13 protein-coding genes are annotated in these 15,978 nt (G+C 63.4%); 8 read left to right on the plus strand and 5 right to left on the minus strand.

Annotation, left to right across the window (positions count from 1 at the left end; genetic code table 11):
- Window positions 1-32 precede the first annotated feature (32 nt).
- Window positions 33-1,232 carry a fumarylacetoacetate hydrolase family protein gene (locus tag DOM54_RS00725; protein WP_110714517.1) on the plus strand — a complete coding sequence of 400 codons (1,200 nt, stop codon included), beginning with the start codon at window positions 33-35 and terminating at the stop codon, window positions 1,230-1,232.
- Window positions 1,233-1,297: 65 nt separating this feature from the next.
- Here the strand turns inward: DOM54_RS00725 and DOM54_RS00730 are convergent, their stop codons facing one another.
- A complete protein-coding gene (locus tag DOM54_RS00730; RefSeq protein WP_110714518.1) occupies window positions 1,298-2,227 on the minus strand; it encodes a LysR substrate-binding domain-containing protein in 930 nt (309 codons plus the stop codon).
- Between the two features lie 269 nt (window positions 2,228-2,496).
- Here DOM54_RS00730 and DOM54_RS00735 point away from each other — a divergent pair, with 269 nt between their 5' ends.
- The 6 genes from DOM54_RS00735 (at window position 2,497) to DOM54_RS00760 (ending at window position 9,271) form a co-directional block, all read left to right on the plus strand.
- A complete protein-coding gene (locus DOM54_RS00735; RefSeq protein WP_110714519.1) occupies window positions 2,497-3,795 on the plus strand; it encodes an L-fuconate dehydratase in 1,299 nt (432 codons plus the stop codon).
- 129 nt (window positions 3,796-3,924) lie between these two features.
- Window positions 3,925-5,019, plus strand: a complete 1,095-nt coding sequence (locus DOM54_RS00740; protein ID WP_110714520.1) for a TRAP transporter substrate-binding protein — start codon at window positions 3,925-3,927, stop codon at window positions 5,017-5,019.
- 62 nt (window positions 5,020-5,081) lie between these two features.
- A complete protein-coding gene (locus DOM54_RS00745) occupies window positions 5,082-5,570 on the plus strand; it encodes a TRAP transporter small permease (protein WP_110714521.1) in 489 nt (162 codons plus the stop codon).
- Window positions 5,567-6,823: a TRAP transporter large permease gene (locus DOM54_RS00750; RefSeq protein WP_110714522.1), complete on the plus strand. Its 1,257-nt coding sequence runs from the start codon at window positions 5,567-5,569 to the stop codon at window positions 6,821-6,823. Before DOM54_RS00745 ends, DOM54_RS00750 begins: the two co-directional genes overlap by 4 nt.
- A 56-nt stretch (window positions 6,824-6,879) precedes the next feature.
- A complete protein-coding gene (locus DOM54_RS00755) occupies window positions 6,880-8,307 on the plus strand; it encodes an FAD-binding oxidoreductase (RefSeq protein WP_110714523.1) in 1,428 nt (475 codons plus the stop codon).
- A 40-nt stretch (window positions 8,308-8,347) separates the two neighbouring features.
- On the plus strand, window positions 8,348-9,271 hold the full coding sequence (locus DOM54_RS00760) for an NAD(P)-dependent oxidoreductase (RefSeq protein ID WP_110714524.1): 924 nt from the start codon (window positions 8,348-8,350) through the stop codon (window positions 9,269-9,271).
- A 298-nt stretch (window positions 9,272-9,569) separates the two neighbouring features.
- Here DOM54_RS00760 and DOM54_RS00765 read toward each other — a convergent pair whose 3' ends face one another.
- Window positions 9,570-10,550, minus strand: coding sequence for a GntR family transcriptional regulator (locus DOM54_RS00765; RefSeq protein WP_110714525.1), 981 nt, complete (start codon window positions 10,548-10,550; stop codon window positions 9,570-9,572).
- 257 nt (window positions 10,551-10,807) lie between these two features.
- A complete protein-coding gene (locus DOM54_RS00770; protein ID WP_110714526.1) occupies window positions 10,808-12,523 on the minus strand; it encodes a DEAD/DEAH box helicase in 1,716 nt (571 codons plus the stop codon).
- A 474-nt stretch (window positions 12,524-12,997) separates the two neighbouring features.
- Here DOM54_RS00770 and DOM54_RS00775 point away from each other — a divergent pair, with 474 nt between their 5' ends.
- Complete coding sequence (locus DOM54_RS00775; protein ID WP_110714527.1) at window positions 12,998-13,465, plus strand: YaiI/YqxD family protein; 468 nt, start codon at window positions 12,998-13,000, stop codon at window positions 13,463-13,465.
- Window positions 13,466-13,520: 55 nt separating this feature from the next.
- Here the strand turns inward: DOM54_RS00775 and DOM54_RS00780 are convergent, their stop codons facing one another.
- Window positions 13,521-14,525, minus strand: coding sequence for a glutathione S-transferase family protein (locus tag DOM54_RS00780; protein WP_110714528.1), 1,005 nt, complete (start codon window positions 14,523-14,525; stop codon window positions 13,521-13,523).
- Between the two features lie 98 nt (window positions 14,526-14,623).
- Complete coding sequence (locus tag DOM54_RS00785; protein WP_110714529.1) at window positions 14,624-15,550, minus strand: LysR family transcriptional regulator; 927 nt, start codon at window positions 15,548-15,550, stop codon at window positions 14,624-14,626.
- Between the last annotated feature and the right edge of the window lie 428 nt (window positions 15,551-15,978).

Consider the following 15,978-nt stretch of genomic DNA (forward strand, 5'->3'; position numbering starts at 1 on the left):
TTTCTCTCGACTCGACAGGAGCTCACCGCGACATGGCCCCATTCAACGATCCCGACTCCCTTTCCCCGCAGCGCCAGGCCGGGCACTGCCTGCCCGACGATGCCGATCGCGCCCTGCTGGTGGGTCGCGTCTGGCTGGAGAGCGCCGGCGGCAGGGCCGGGCCGGCGCCGGTGGCGCTGCGCGGCGATACGCTGGTCGATCTCTCCCGTCACGTCGCCACCATGGCCGACCTGCTGGAGCGCGACGACGCGACCTGGCTCGTTCGCGAAGCGCCAGGCGACAGCATCGGCACGCTCGACGAGGTCCTGGCCAACAGCGTGGCCGGCACGCCGAAGCCCCCCTACCTGCTGGCCCCCTGCGACGTGCAGGCGATCAAGGCCTGCGGCGTGACGTTCGCCGTCAGCCTGCTGGAACGGGTCATCGAAGAGCAGGCCGGTGGCGACCTCAAGCGTGCTGCCGAACTACGCGAGGAGATCCAGGCGCTGATCGGTGGCGACCTGTCGCGAATCGAGCCCGGCTCGGCGGAAGCGATGGCGCTCAAGACCGAATTGCAGGCACGTGGCGGCTGGTCGCAGTACATGGAAGTGGGGATCGGTCCCGATGCCGAGGTGTTCTCCAAGGCGCAGCCGCTGTCGGCCGTCGGCCATGGTGCGCGGGTCGGCCTGCACCCCGCGTCCCGATGGAACAATCCAGAGCCGGAGATCGTGCTGGCGGTGGATGCCGAGGGCCAGGTCCGCGGCGCGACCCTGGGCAACGACGTCAACCTGCGCGATATCGAAGGCCGCAGCGCCCTGCTGCTGGGCAAGGCGAAGGACAACAACGCCTCCTGCTCGATCGGCCCCTTCATTCGTCTGTTCGATGAGCACTTCGGTATCGACGATGTCCGTAACGCCCGGGTCTCGCTACGCATCGAGGGGGCGGACGACGACTTCGTGCTGGAGGGCGAGAGCGACATGCGCGAAATCAGCCGCGATCCGCTCGACCTGGTCGCGCAGACCTACGGTGCACATCATCAGTATCCCGATGGCTTCATGCTGTTCCTCGGCACCATGTTTTCACCGATCCAGGATCGGGATGGCGAGGGCCAGGGCTTCACCCACCACGTGGGCGACCGGGTGACGATCTCGACGTCCAGGCTGGGTGCGCTGACCAATGTCGTCGATCGCAGCGATCGGCTCCCTCCCTGGACTTTCGGTATTCGCGCGCTGCTGGCCCATCTCGGCCAGCGCTGATATCGATCGCGAACGCATCGCCCATCGCGAGAACGCAACGAGCGTCGCCGTCGAGCCGGCGGCGTTCAGGCGTCGTCGCGCATCAACAGGATATCGATGAACTCGCCGACCACGTCGGATATCTCTTCTCCCTTGCGGGTCAGAACACCGTAATAGCCCAGCGGCTCGCCGATCACCAGTGGCAGCGCGGTGAATTTACCCGCCGAGATCGCGGTCTTGAGCACCGATGTCGGCAGCAGCGCGATGGCGTCCGATGAGCTCACCAGTTGCAGCGTCGTCTGTGTCGACGTGGTTTCCACCACGTTTCGGGGCGACGACACGCCGGCTTCGGCCAGAGCGACTTCGAACAGGCCCCGCATCGGGCTGCTCATGGGATGCAGGACCCAGGGCCACCGCACGATCTCGCCGAGACCGGGGAGACGTTGGCACAGCGGGTGCTCCGCCCTGACCACGATCGAGACCGGCTCCGCCTGCAGCGGCATGAAGTCGAACAGGTGATGCTGGGCGTGTTCCGTCACTCGCCCGATCACCACGTCCAGCCGCTTGTACTCCAGGTCCGCCAGCAGCCGGTCGCTGGAGTTCTCGAACAGGCTCACCGCCAGCTGTGGACGCCGAGCCTTGATCGAGGTGATTGCCTTGGGCAGCAACAGCGGTGCCGCGCCCGGCACCGAGCCGATGACGAGCTTGCCGTAGCCCCCCTCCCGCAGCGATACCAGATCGTCGATCAGACGGTCGGTATCGTTGAGGATGCTGCGGGCGTAGCGTACCAGCAACCGCCCGGCGTCGGTGATCTCCATGTGGCGAGGCTGACGATAGAAAAGCGTCATGCCGAAGAAGGTCTCGATGTCCTTGAGCATCTTACTGGCCGCAGGCTGGCTCATGTTCATATGGCGAGAAGTGGCGTGAAGATTGCGACTTTCGTCTAGCGTAACGAGCAATACGAGATGCTTGATTCGCAACCAACCCTTGACGTGAATACGACTATCGTTGGACATCAATACCACCCCATATAATCCTTTGGTCAAAAACAATAACCCCCGGTTATCGGGGTTGCAAAAAAAACGATTAGCCACCGATCGCGAGCGCCGATTAGGCTACCGAATGACCAACAAAAGATGGCTCGTACTTTCGACGGATATTCCCAAATGATGTTTTTTATTTTTGAAAAATAGAAGACAAAAAAGAGGATGACTTTCCGGCATTGAAAGACGTCAAGGCTACCCACTCTCCGTCTCATACTCCTCAGGCAAGGAATCTTCTCGGCATGCCCACGATTCAACGCGTCGAAGTGCAGGACATTCGCTTTCCGACCTCCCGCGAGCTGGACGGGTCGGATGCGATGAACGCCGCGCCGGACTATTCAGCCACCTATGTCATTCTGCACACCGATGCCGATGACGGCATTACCGGCCACGGCCTGACCTTCACCATCGGCCGCGGCAACGAGATATGCGTGACCGCCGTCGAATCGCTGGCAACGCGCCTGGAGGGGCGTTCGCTGTCGGACATCACCGCCGACATGGGCGCGTACTGGCGGGAACTCACCAGCGGGGACAGTCAATTGCGCTGGCTGGGGCCGGAGAAAGGCGTCATTCACCTGGCCTGCTCGGCGATGATCAACGCGATCTGGGACCTGTGGGCCAAGCGCGAAGGCAAACCGGTGTGGAAGCTGCTGGCCGACATGACGCCCGAGGAGTTGGTCCGCTGTCTCGATTTCCGTTTCGTGACCGATGCGCTGACGCCGGAAGAAGCGATCGGCCTGCTGCGCCGCCAGGCGCCGACCAAGACCCAACGCGAGGCCCACCTGCGCGAGCACGGCTACCCCGGCTACACCACCTCGGCCGGCTGGCTGGGCTATTCCGAGGAGAAAATGCGTTCGCTGTGCCGTCAGGCGATCGCCGATGGCTGGGAGCACTTCAAGCAGAAGGTCGGCGGCGACATCGAGGAGGATCGACGACGGGCCCGCATTCTGCGCGAGGAGATCGGCGAAGAGCGCCTGTTGATGATGGACGCCAATCAGATGTGGGATGTCGACGAGGCGATCGCCAACATGCGTCGGCTGGCCGAGTTCCGGCCACACTGGATCGAGGAGCCGACCAGTCCGGACGACGTGCTCGGACATGCCGAGATTCGTCATCGGCTGTCGCCGATCGGCGTCGCCACCGGCGAACACTGTCATAACCGGGTAATGTTCAAGCAGCTCTTCCAGGCGGACGCCATCGATTTCTGCCAGTTGGATGCCGCCCGCCTGGGTGGACTCAACGAGGTGATCGTGGTGCTGCTGATGGCCGCGAAGTATGACATCCCGGTCTGTCCCCACGGCGGTGGAGTGGGCCTGTGCGAATATACCCAGCACATCTCCATGTTCGACTACATCGCCGTTTCCGGATCGCTCGAGGGCCGCCTGCTCGAGTACGTCGACCATCTGCACGACCATTTCATCGACCCGGTCAGGATCGATCACGGGCGCTATCAGCTACCCGATGCCGCCGGCTACGGCGTCACCATGAAAGCCAGCTCGCTCGATGCCCACCGGTTTCCTGGCGGCAGCGCCTGGCAGTAGCCCCGTGCGCCGGACGCCCGCCACCCAGAGCATTCGGACGTCGCCAACGCGGGCGTCGCCATGCAGCAAGTCACTCACGCTATTCATGCCACTCACGCGATAAGCGCCAACAACGTTATGGAGCTGAAGATGACAACAATCACATCCTCCCCCCACACGACACGCCCTAGACGTACCCGTTCCCGGCTGACGACGCTGATGATGGCGACGGTCCTCGGTCTGACCAGCCTCTCTGCCGCGGCCGCTACCGAGATGCCGCCAATCCCGGAGGTCACCGGTGATGTCGTCGAGGGCGACGGCAACGACTACAGTCTCAAGTTCAACATCGGCCTGACCCAGTCCAGTGCGCAGTATCGCGGCCTGGAGTATTTCAAGAAGATCGTCGAGCAACGCAGCGACGGTCATATCCAGGTGCAGACGTTCCATAGCGCGCAGCTGGGCGACGACCTGCAGTCGGTCAGCGCGCTGCAGGCCGGCACGCTGGAGATGACGGCACCGTCCACCTCCCCCATGGTCAGCATGTTCCCGCAGTTCGCCGTCTTCGACCTGCCGTTCCTGTTCCCGACCCCGGAAATCGCCGACAAGGTACTGGACGGCGATATCGGTCAACAGATGCTGAAGGACGCCTCGACGAAGGGACTGGTGGCGATCGGCTGGGCCGAGAACGGCTATCGTCAGTTGACCAACAGCAAGCTGGCGGTGACGTCCCCCTCGGACCTGGACGGCTTGAAGGTCAGGACGATGCAGAACCCGATCCATCTGGATATCTGGCGGACGCTCGGCGCCAACCCGACCCCGATGTCCTTCGCCGAACTGTTCACCGCGCTGGAGCAGGGTGTCGTCGACGGCCAGGAGAACCCGTGGATCACCATCGAATCCTCCAAGTTCAATGAAGTGCAGCACTACGCTACCGAGACCAACCACGTCTACACGCCGTTCATCACCCTGGTGTCCGAGCGCTTCTGGGACCGGCTGCCGGAGAGCTATCAGCAACTGCTGCGCGAGGCGGCCAAGCAGATGGGCGACTACGAGCGACAGGTCAGCCGGACGCTCAATGACCAGATCAAGCAGGAACTGAAGGATCAGGGCATGCAGATCACCGAACTGACGCCCGAGCAGATCGCGACCTTCCAGGAAGATCTGGCGCCGGTCTACGACGACTGGCGTGACAAGATCGGCGGCGACTTGATCGACCGTATTCGCGCTGAGTCCCAGGCTCAGTAAGTACCGGTTCGCCGCAGGCGCCGACTCGCGCCTGCGGCGAGTGCGTGATCACGGAGGTCATGATGAGTGCCGACTCGCCTTCCGCCCGGGGTCTCCTGGGCTGGCTACGCCAAACGCTGGAAATCGCCGCCGGGCTGCTCGTGCTGGGCGTGGTGTTCTGCGTCACGGCCAACGTCTTTGGTCGCTTCGTTCTCAACTATTCCTACACCTGGGCCGAGGAACTCTCCCGGGTGCTGTTCATCTGGCTGGTACTGCTCGGCGCCGGCGTGGGTAGCCTCGGCAACGAGCACGTGGCGGTCACGTTCTTTCGCGACAAGGCACCCGCCGGGCTGCGCAAGGCCGCCGTGCTGCTGAGCATCGCCATCGTCTATGTCGTCTGTATCTGCATCCTGCTGGGCTTCAACGACGTCATCTCGGGCTATACCAGCGCCACGCCGATGCTGGGCATACCCCAGACATTCCTGTACAGCGCCATGCCGGTGATGGCGATCCTGACGATCATCGCCAACACCATCGCCCTGTTCTCCCTGTTCCGGAGCAAGACATCATGATCCTGTGGAGCATTCTGATAGGGCTGGCCATCTGTATCGTCATCGGCATGCCGATCTCGTTCGGTCTCGCGGCAATCAGCCTGTTCATTTTCTTCGAGTCCGGCTACGCGCTCTCGCCGATCGTGGCGCAGGCGGTCAACGGCCTGGACTCCTTTCCGCTGCTGGCCATCCCGCTGTTCATTCTGGTCGGCGAGGTCATGAGCGCCGGCGGCATCGCCACCCGCCTGGTGCGGCTGGCCAGCGCCCTGGTCGGATTCGTGGCTGGAGGCCTGGGCCAGGTCGCGGTGCTGACATCGATGTTCTTCGGCGGCATCAGCGGCTCGGCCGTGGCCGACGCTTCCGCCGTCGGCAGCATGATGATCGAGCCGATGAAGCAGCACCGCTACAGCGCACCGCTGGCAACGGCGATCGTGGTGGCCGCCTCGGTCGTCGGCATCATCATCCCGCCCTCGATCCCGATGATCCTGTTCGGCGTGGTCACCAACACGTCGATCTCGCAGCTGTTCATGGCGGGTATCGTACCGGGCATCCTGATCACGCTGGGGCTGGCGGTCACCACCTATGTCCAGTCGCGCAAGAACGGCCGCGGCCAGCCATTCTCGGTGCCCGAGCTGTTCGCGGCGTTGAAGGAAGCGCTGCTGGCACTGCTGCTGCCGGTAATCATCGTCGGCGGGATCCTGTCGGGCGTCTTCACCCCGACGGAGAGCGCGGCGATCGCGCTGGTCTACGCCTTCGCGGTCTCTTTCTTCATCTACCGCAGCCTGACGCTGAAACGTTTCTTCGAGCTCTGCATCGCCACCGGCAAACTGACCGGCGTAGTGATGCTGCTGCTGGCCTTCGCCAGCGTTCTCGCCTGGCTGCTCACCGCCAACATGATCCCGCAGCAACTGGTGGTCAGCCTGTCCGCGATCACCGAGAACAAGCTCCTGCTGCTGCTGATCCTGTCAGGCTTCCTGCTGGTTGTCGGCTTCTTCATGGACCTGACGCCGGCGATGGTGATCCTGGCGCCGCTGATGACGCCGGTAGTGGTCAAGCTGGGCATCGACCCGGTCTATTTCGGGGTGCTGATGTCGTTCATCCTGGGGATCGGCCTGATAACGCCTCCCGTGGGTACGGTGCTCTACGTAGGCTGCGGCGTCGGCAAGGTCGGCATGGAGAGCCTGGTCAAGAGCCTGCTCCCCTTCTACTTGACCTTGATCGGCTTGCTGGTGCTGTTCCTGCTCTTTCCCCAGGTCGTCCTCTGGTATCGCTGATGCCAGCCGGTTTCGACGACGATGAGTGGCTTCGATAACGTTTCGAGAGGTGATGCATGACCATTCAAGCCACGCTGATCGACGAGCTGGCCGCGATGCTGGGCCAGGGGGGGTTGTTGACCGACGTCGACGACATGGAGCGCTATCGCGTCGACTGGCCGGGCTACCGTGGCGCCGCCCCCCTGGCGGTGGCACGTCCGGCGACGACGCGCCAGGTGGCCGACGTGGTGAGCTATTGCCATCGAAACGACATCCCGCTGGTGCCCCAGGGGGGACACAGCGGTCTGGTGGGCGGCGCCCTGCCCGATGGCGAGCGGCCGGAACTGGTCGTCAGCCTCGAGCGGATGACGGCGATCCGCGATGTCGATCCGATCAATTTCACCATGAGCGTGGATGGCGGCTGTGTGCTGCAGTCGGTCAAGGAGGCCGCCGAGGCGGCGGACTGCGATTTCCCGCTCTCGCTGGGTGCCCAGGGCAGTTGCCAGATCGGCGGCAACGTCTCGACCAACGCCGGCGGCCTCAACGTGCTGCGCTACGGCATGATGCGACAACTGGTCCTGGGACTGGAGGTGGTCCTGCCGGATGGGCGGATCTACAACGGCATGAAAGCGCTGCACAAGGACAACACGGGCTACGATCTGAAACAGCTGTTCATCGGTGCGGAGGGCACTCTCGGCATCGTGACCGGAGCAGTCCTCAAGCTGTTCCCCCGCCCTCAGGTCAGCCGCAGCGCACTGCTGGCCTGCCCCAGCGTGGCGGCCGTGCTCGAACTCTACGCGCTGGCGCGACGCAGTTGTTGCGACCTGCTGACCGCCTTCGAACTGGTGCCGCGCACCTGCCTCGAACTCGCCATGGAGGCCGCCCCAGACCTGCGCGACCCGCTGGATGCACCGGCGCCCTATTACGTGTTGATGGAAGCCAGCGCCAGCGGACCGGCGGATCTGGACAGCATGATCGAGAGCCTGTTCGAGCGCGGGCTCGAGACCGGACGGTTGACCGATGGCGTGCTGGCGACCAGCGAGGCGCAGGCCGGCAATCTCTGGCGCATTCGTGAAGCCATGCTGGAAGGCCAGCGCAATCGTGGCGAGCACCTGCGCACCGACGTCTCGCTGCCGATCTCCTCGTTGAACACCTTCCACGAGCGCGCCGCCGAGGAGATCGGGACATTGTGCCCGCAAGCGACGATCATCGCCTATGGCCATATCGGTGACGGCAATCTGCACTTCAACATCCTGCCGCCTCCAGGGCTCGGCCCCGACGAGCGCTCGTCGCTGTTGCATGAGCTGGAGGAGCGCTTGTTCGAGATCGTCGCCGACTTCGATGGCAGCATCAGCGCCGAGCATGGCATCGGCCGCTTCAAGCAGACCGCCTTCCTGGAAACGCTGTCCGAGCCCGAGTACGACATCATGCGTGGCCTGAAGCGGCTTCTGGATCCCCGTTACCTGATCTCCCCTGGCCGGATTCTGCCCCGCCCCGTGGAATGACCCGGCCCCGCACGCGCCCTCTTCTTTCAGGAAGCGACTCATGCAAGATTCCCCTGTCAAGAAAGATCGTCACCTCGAGGATGTCCAGACCGTCGGCTTCCTCGGAACCGGCATCATGGGAGCCCCCATGGCCGCCCGCCTGGCGGATGTCGGCCATCGCGTCCGGGCCTGGAACCGCACGCCCGACAAGCTGGCACCGCTGCAGGCGGCCGGCGTGGTCGCGGCTCGATCCCCCGAGGCGGCCGTCCACGACGCCGATGTGGTCATCGTGATGCTTAGCGCGGGCCCCGTCTGCGACGAGATCCTGTTGGGCGAGACCGGCATCATCGCCGCGATGCGGCCCGGCAGCTGCCTGGTTGTGATGAGCTCGATCCCGGTGGAAACCGCCAAGGGGCAAGCGGACGCCGCCGGTCTCCATGGCGTCGGCTATCTCGACGCACCGGTCTCCGGCGGAGAACGCGGCGCCATCGAAGGCACGCTGGCGATCATGGTCGGTGGCGAGGCATCCGTTTTCGAACGCCATCGCCCGCTGCTGGCAACCCTTGGTCGCCCCACCCACGTCGGTCCCGCCGGCAGCGGTCAGCTCGCCAAGCTCGCCAACCAGATGATCGTGGCCAATACCATCGCCACCGTGGCCGAGGCGCTACTGCTGGTGGAACGTGGCGGGGCCGATCCCGCGCAGGTGCGCCAGGCGTTGATGGGCGGTTTCGCCGATTCGACCATCCTCGATGTCCACGGCCAGCGCATGCTGGAGGAGAGCTTCGTGCCCGGCGGTGCCGCGAAGTGGCAATACAAGGACACCCAGACGGCAATGGCGCAAATGTCTCGACTGTCGCTCGACCTTCCCATGAGCCGCCAGGCGGATGCGCTGTTCGGCGACATGCTGGCGCACGGCGATGGCGAGTTGGACCACAGCGCGCTGATCCGGGAGTTGCGCCGACGAAACGACATGCCGGTCGACTGATTTCACGGCCCAGCAGCCCAGCCAGCGTCCAGGCTCTGCCTGAAAAGTCGACCAGCGCGCATAGCCAAGTCAGTAAACCGGCGACCCATGTCAGGGTCGACGATTTGGACAGCGCCGCTGCATGAAGTGCGAACGACAAGGATCTCATGAGCCAAAGTCGAATCGGGCTGGCGTTCCAGTTTGCGCGGCTACCAGTGAGCCTGTGACTCGTTCCGATCGCCCTCCGGACGTTCTTGACGTCGTTCAGTGAGCCGGTCCTCAACGCCGTATTGCGAGCGCCGGACTTTCCAGCCGTGGCCTAGCGTTGGCTCAACCAGCGCAGATACCCCGGCTCCCTCAGCTCGCCGGCATGCCGGAAGTTGGCCAGACGTTCCTGGACCAGCGCCTCGGAATCCTTGATGTGCCGGTAAAGCGCTTCGCTGGCCTGCTCGGCGCGCCGCTGCTGCATCGCTTCGAAGACCTGCCGATGCGCAGCGAAGAAAGGGTCGCCCGGCGGCAGTTCGATCTCGCCTCCCAGCAGATGCTTGCTGATCAACAGGATCGGCCGGGTACGCTGAAGCATGATCAGGATCTCGGGGTTGCCGCCCTGCTCCAGCGCTTCGTGATGCAGGTCGTTCTCCAGCGCATCGAGCTGGCTGGCCTCGATACGGGGGTATCTGGACTGGGCCTGATCCAGGCGGTCCAGATAGCGTTGAATCGCCTTGTCGGCGATTCTCTCGCAGGCGCGCGCAATCATGAACGGCTCCAGTTGGCGGCGCGCATCGTAGAGTTGATGCAGTCGATCGTCGTCGAGCGGCACCACGTTCCAACTGCTGTACTTGACCTTCTCGACGACACCGAGAGACTGCAATTGCAGCAGGATGCGATAGGTAGTGGCGCGGCTGACGCCCAGCGACTTGGCCAGCTGTAGCTCGTTGAGCTCGAGTCGGCCTTTCATCGAGCATAGGACGACGTCGTGCTCGACCCGCTCCGCCAGCGCGCGCCAGGAGTCCGTTCGCTTGACGGAGGCGCGGCCGCCCGCGGCCCGGAAATCGGCCGCCGTCAACGAGCGACGCACGATACTCCCCGGTGCCCGCCCCACCAGGAACCCCCGCCCGTCGAAACGGCTGATGACGCCCTCGTCGTGCAGCCGCCCCAGGGTCTGGCGTACCGGCGAACGGCTCATCCCGAAGATATCGGCGATATTGCCCTCGAGCAGCACCAGCCCGGGCTCCAGATGGCCACTGGCCATACTGCGCAGCAGCGCCTCGTAGAGTTGATCCTTGAGCGTCTTGGTCATCGAACGGATCCCGCCACGTTTTCGGTGGACCTGAATCGGGACGTGCCACGATTCAGCAATAACGAGTATTGCATACAAAGACCGACAGCGACTGTCAGACCTAGGTCCTGCCTCGAACCCGGGTGACAACATCGACTTTCGTCCCCCTTCGAGACCGCGTCTTGGTGGTGGGACCAACAAAAACGCCGCCCACGAAGTGGGCGGCGTCTCGGCACCAGCGGAGCATCAAGCTCGGCTGGCGGTACAGCGTCTACCGATCAGGCGCGCGAGCGACGAACCGGTGCCTCGCCATCGGTGCGGCGACGCGGTGCACGCTCGGGCGCACCCTGGTCTTCCGAGATTTCCAGCGAACGTCCGCCGACCCGGGCGCGTGACATCTTGGCCAGAATCGAGGACGGCAGTCCGCTCGGCAGCTCGACCACGGAGAAGGCGTTGCGAATATCGATGCGGCCGATGCGCCCCCCCTCGATGCCCCCTTCGTTGGCAAGCGCGCCGACCAGTTGCCCCGGCTTGACGCCATCCTTGTGGCCGACGGAGACCCGGTAGCGAGTCATGCCTTCGCGCGGCGCGCTGTCGCGACGACGCGGAGCACCGCGCTCACCACGGCTACCACCACCATCGCGACCGCTGTCACGGCGCGAAGGTGCACTGGTGATGCGACCGATCGGCGCTTCGCCGGCACGCGCCAGCGTTGCCAGTGCCGCCGCCAGATCGATCGGATCGTGGCCCTCTTCGACCAGCTTCTCGATCAGCGCACGCTGATGATCGCTACCGGCTTCGAGCATCTCGCGCAGACGTGCACTGAATTGCGTGTCGCGATGGGCGCGGATGGCGGCCTCGTCGGGCAGCGGCATCTCGGTCATGGCCTGACCGGTGGCCTGCTCGACCCAGCGCACCTTGCGAGTCTCGCGACCGCCGGCGAACGTGATAGCGACACCGTTGCGGCCAGCACGACCGGTACGGCCGATACGGTGAATGTAGGCTTCGGAATCCTGCGGCAGGTCGTAGTTGATCACGTGAGTGATCCGCGGGACGTCCAGACCACGCGCCGCCACGTCGGTGGCGACCAGCACATCGACCTTGCCCCGCTTGAGACGCGTCACGGTGCGCTCACGCAGGCTCTGGTCGAGATCGCCGGAGAGGCCGGCGGCGTTGACGCCGCGGGCGGTGAGCTGCTCGACCAGCGTGGTACAGGCGGCACGGGTGCGCACGAACACGATGGCGGCATCGACCGTCTCGACCTCGAAGATACGCGCCAGGGCTTCCAGCTTGCTGGGGCCTTCCACCCGCACCACGCGCTGTTCGATGTTCTCGCCGGTGCTGACCTTGGACTCGATCGCGACCTTGACCGGATCGACCAGGTAGCGGTTGACGATGCGCTCGATCTCGCTCGGCAGCGTGGCCGAGAAGAACACGCGCTGGGCGTTCTTGGGCGTATCGGCGACCACACGCTTGACGTCGTCGATGAAGCCCATGCGCAGCATCTCGTCGGCTTCGTCGAGCACCAGCGCCGACAGGCCGTCCAGCTTGAGGCTGCCACGGTCGAGGTGATCGATGATCCGCCCCGGTGTACCCACGACGACCTGGGCGCCACGCTTCAACGCCGACAGCTGCTCGCGGTAATCCTGGCCACCGCAAAGCGTCGCGATTTCCAGGCCTTTCAAATTCTGGCCGTACTTAGAGAAGGAGACGGCAACTTGCTGCGCCAGCTCGCGGGTCGGCGCCAGCACCAGGACTTGCGGTTCACGCCGGCCGAGATCGAGACGGCTCAGTAAAGGCAGCGCGAACGCCGCGGTCTTGCCGGTGCCGGTCTGCGCCTGGCCCAGCATGTCGCGACCTTCCAGCAGCGCAGGAATAGTCTGCGACTGGATCGGCGACGGGATTTCATAGCCCAACGTTTCGAGGGCAGTCAGTACTTCCGGCAACAGAGCCAGATCGCCAAAGCTAGGCGAAGCAGTAACAGTCGAGGTCATTTCACACCTTGGAGTGGCCGGTGGGCACCGGCGAAAATGTCATGGCATTGGTGGCGTGATCACCACTGAATGCCGGTCGCACCAGGCATTGCGCTTCTCGCTAGCGGATTCGAAAGCGATAGCGTATGTGGCGACCTTGATGCGCCCGGTTGCGTGATACATCAACCGATTCAGGCGCTCCATCGTTGCATCCGGACGCGAAAAACGGCGTGGCCGTGCGTCATGTACGAGATACGTCCGGTGCTGGGCATCGACTCACGGGTCGATGGCGTCGATTACAGACATATCGGCAGGATGGTGGGGTCAACACATGCGAGGAGGCGCTACTATACCATCGACGTAGACGTTTCACCACCGGAACGTAAAAATCCTACCAAAAGCCTCTTCGGATAGGTCTTGCCTCGGATGAAGCCTGGCAGCGATCGCCGTAGACTGCGCGCCACGCCTTCACTCATATAACCGAGCGTCATCGCCATGCCGACACCCAAGCCCATCCTGTGGATCGACGCCGACGCCTGCCCGCGCGTTGCACGCGACATCATCATTCGTGCCGCCGAGCGCACCCATACCCGAACCTGGATGGTGGCCAATCATGCGCTGCCGCTGCCGCCTTCACCTTGGGTCAAGTCGCGCATCGTGGCGCATGGCTTCGATGCCGCGGACAACGAGATCGTCAATGCCATCACCAAAGGCGACCTCGTCGTTACCAGCGATCTTCCTCTGGCACAGGAGGTCATCGAGCGGGGGGCAATGGTCATGACCACCCGCGGCGAAAACCTGACCCTCGACAACATCAAGTCGCGCGTGCAGATGCGCGACTTCATGGAGACGCTGCGCGCCAGCGGGGAACACACCCAGGGACCCAATGCCTACACCGATGCCGATCGCCGGACGTTCGCCAACGCGCTGGATCGCTGGCTGCAGCGTCACGCTCGAGTGTAGCGGTTTCGCTACCGCCAATGACTCGGGAAGGCACCGGACCCGGCAGCGATAGTCCTTACTCGCCGCCGCGAACGCCACGCCCCGTCAGCCGGTCGCGGTCATGCGACGCATCCAGCGCCAGCGCAGGTCCGACAGGCACGATGCGGGTCGGGTTGATCGTCGGATGGCTGTAATAGTAGTGGCGCTTGATATGGTCGAAGTCGACCGTGTCCCTGATGCCGGGCCACTGGTAGAGCTCACGCAGGTAATTCGACAGATTCGGAAAATCCGCGATGCGCTGCCGGTTGCACTTGAAGTGGCCATGGTAGACCGCATCGAAGCGAACCAGCGTGGTGAACAACCGGATGTCAGCTTCCGTCAGCCACTCGCCCGCCAGGTAGCGCTGCCCGGCGAGGCGCGACTCCAACCGATCGAGGCAATCGAACAACGCCGCGAAATGCTTTTCGTAGACGCCCTGCTCGGTGGCAAAGCCCGCCTTGTAGACACCGTTGTTGACGTGATCGTAGACATCGGCATTGACGGCATCGATGACATCGCGCAGATCGTCGGGGTAGAAATCCAGGCGACTGCCGGTCAGGCCGTCGAACGCCGTATTCAGCATCCGCAAGATCTCCGCGGACTCGTTGTTGACGATCCGCTGCTCTCGCCGGTCCCACAACGCGGGAACCGTCACCCGTCCCGTATAGTTCGGGTCCGTCAGGGTGTAGAGCTGGTGATGGTAATCGACATGGTTGACGCTATCGCCGCTGGACCCTTCGTCGACTCGATAGGACCAACCCTGATCCAGCATCAAGGGACTGGTGTGAGAGACACCGACCAGCGACTCCAATCCCTTGAGCTTGCGCATGATCAGGGCGCGATGTGCCCATGGACACGCCAGCGACACGTAGAGGTGGTAACGCCCGGCCTCCGCCGCCAGGCCTCGCTGGCCATCCGGCCCGGACGCGCCGGTCGGCGTGATCCAATCACGCAGCTTGGCGGACTCGCGAACGAACTCTCCGCCATGGCTTTCGGTGTCGTACCAGCGATCCTGCCATTTCCCGTCGACCAGCAATCCCATGACGCTCTCCTGTTGATTCGATGTCCCGCGACGTGCCGAGAGCAGCATAGATCCCAGCCGTCGAAGATCCAGCGCAATAACTCGGCCCAGTCATTCGTCTATATCGATGAATGGGGGACCGACGGCAACGCCTCGCGGGGACAGGTGGCCGCCACGCTCGCCATCAACTCGTCGGCCAGGGCGCGCGTGGCCGGGCCGGCACCATCGATATCCCGATAGATCATCTGGAGCGATACCCGCCTCACGCCACCCGCGCGCAGCGGCAGCGCCTTCAGCCGACCCTGCTGCAACGCCATGTGGATGCGTGGCTCGGGCACCCAGGCAAAACCCAACCCGCGCTCCAGCATGTCGATGGTGGTGGACAGATGACTCAGCGTCCATCGCTGCTCGGCCTTCAACCAACCGGCATCCAGCCGATGGCGGACAGCGGAATCCCGTGTCACCAGCTGCCGATAGCGCTCCAGATCCCTCAGATCCAGTTCGCGCTGCAATCGGTGCAGCGGATGCTCGGGATGGGCGACCGCGATGAAAGCCACGTCGACGACCGGCTGTCCCAGGAAGCCCTGAGCGTCGATTGCCGAAATGGCGAGATCCGCCCGCCCCTCGTACAACATCTCTACAGCGCCGTTGAGAACGGTTTCGTGCAGTTGGACGCGCACGTGCGGAAAAGCCTCCGAGAACCGGGTCAACGTCTCCGCAAGAGGATCAGCCGGGAATATCTGATCCACGGCAAGGGAGATTTCCGCCTCCAGCCCGCCCGAGAGGCGCTCGGCGACGTCTTCCAGCGAGCCCGCGTTCTCGATCAGCTGTCGTGCCCGCCTCAGTAGCAGTCCGCCGGCTTCGGTGAGAACGACCTGGCGGCCCTTTGGCTCGAACAACACCACGCCCAACTGCTCCTCGATCTTGTGAATCGCGTGATTGAGCGTCGAGGGACTTCGATGAACGACATCAGCCGCCTTGGCAAATCCACCATGATCGGCTACCGCTGCCAGCATCTGCCACTGTAGCAACGTCACTTTCGGCATGACTTCTCCCCCCATTGACCCACACATCCAGTATCAGAGGAATGGTCTCTACACCTGAGCTCTCTAAATTTCCACATTTTGCCATTCGCGTGAGAAATCGCCGTTTACTCTCCGACTTTCCCCGCGCCAATTCATCGCTAAAATTGACGCCGCTGATGCAATCTTATCGGCCAATAAAAGCCGTACAAAAGTTTTACGATAAAATATTTTCCAATAAAACAAGACTTTTAACGGCACCATATCGGTGCAACAACATGCACCATCACCTTACACAAGCTTACGCTCGACGTCTTGACACGACCTCCGGGGAGTCACGGCGCCGTTGTCCACATCGTCCGTGAGGCGGGGCTCCGCATACTGTACTTAAATACAGACTAGGCAATTAATACTACCTTGGGGTATCGTTCCCCGGCCTTTATTTAAATTTG

This window comes from Salinicola acroporae (genome assembly GCF_003206615.1).
Lineage (GTDB): Bacteria > Pseudomonadota > Gammaproteobacteria > Pseudomonadales > Halomonadaceae > Salinicola > Salinicola acroporae.

Bases quoted from the DNA above. Each gene is read 5' to 3' on its own strand.
- DOM54_RS00785 (WP_110714529.1), bottom strand. From the start codon at position 15,550: ATGCCGAAAGTGACGTTGCTACAGTGGCAGATGCTGGCAGCGGTAGCC.
- DOM54_RS00775 (WP_110714527.1), top strand. From the start codon at position 12,998: ATGCCGACACCCAAGCCCATCCTGTGGATCGACGCCGACGCCTGCCCG.
- DOM54_RS00725 (WP_110714517.1), top strand. From the start codon at position 33: ATGGCCCCATTCAACGATCCCGACTCCCTTTCCCCGCAGCGCCAGGCC.
- DOM54_RS00745 (WP_110714521.1), top strand. From the start codon at position 5,082: ATGAGTGCCGACTCGCCTTCCGCCCGGGGTCTCCTGGGCTGGCTACGC.
- DOM54_RS00760 (WP_110714524.1), top strand. From the start codon at position 8,348: ATGCAAGATTCCCCTGTCAAGAAAGATCGTCACCTCGAGGATGTCCAG.
- DOM54_RS00770 (WP_110714526.1), bottom strand. From the start codon at position 12,523: ATGACCTCGACTGTTACTGCTTCGCCTAGCTTTGGCGATCTGGCTCTG.
- DOM54_RS00755 (WP_110714523.1), top strand. From the start codon at position 6,880: ATGACCATTCAAGCCACGCTGATCGACGAGCTGGCCGCGATGCTGGGC.
- DOM54_RS00780 (WP_110714528.1), bottom strand. From the start codon at position 14,525: ATGGGATTGCTGGTCGACGGGAAATGGCAGGATCGCTGGTACGACACC.
- DOM54_RS00750 (WP_110714522.1), top strand. From the start codon at position 5,567: ATGATCCTGTGGAGCATTCTGATAGGGCTGGCCATCTGTATCGTCATC.
- DOM54_RS00730 (WP_110714518.1), bottom strand. From the start codon at position 2,227: ATGTCCAACGATAGTCGTATTCACGTCAAGGGTTGGTTGCGAATCAAG.
- DOM54_RS00740 (WP_110714520.1), top strand. From the start codon at position 3,925: ATGACAACAATCACATCCTCCCCCCACACGACACGCCCTAGACGTACC.
- DOM54_RS00765 (WP_110714525.1), bottom strand. From the start codon at position 10,550: ATGACCAAGACGCTCAAGGATCAACTCTACGAGGCGCTGCTGCGCAGT.
- DOM54_RS00735 (WP_110714519.1), top strand. From the start codon at position 2,497: ATGCCCACGATTCAACGCGTCGAAGTGCAGGACATTCGCTTTCCGACC.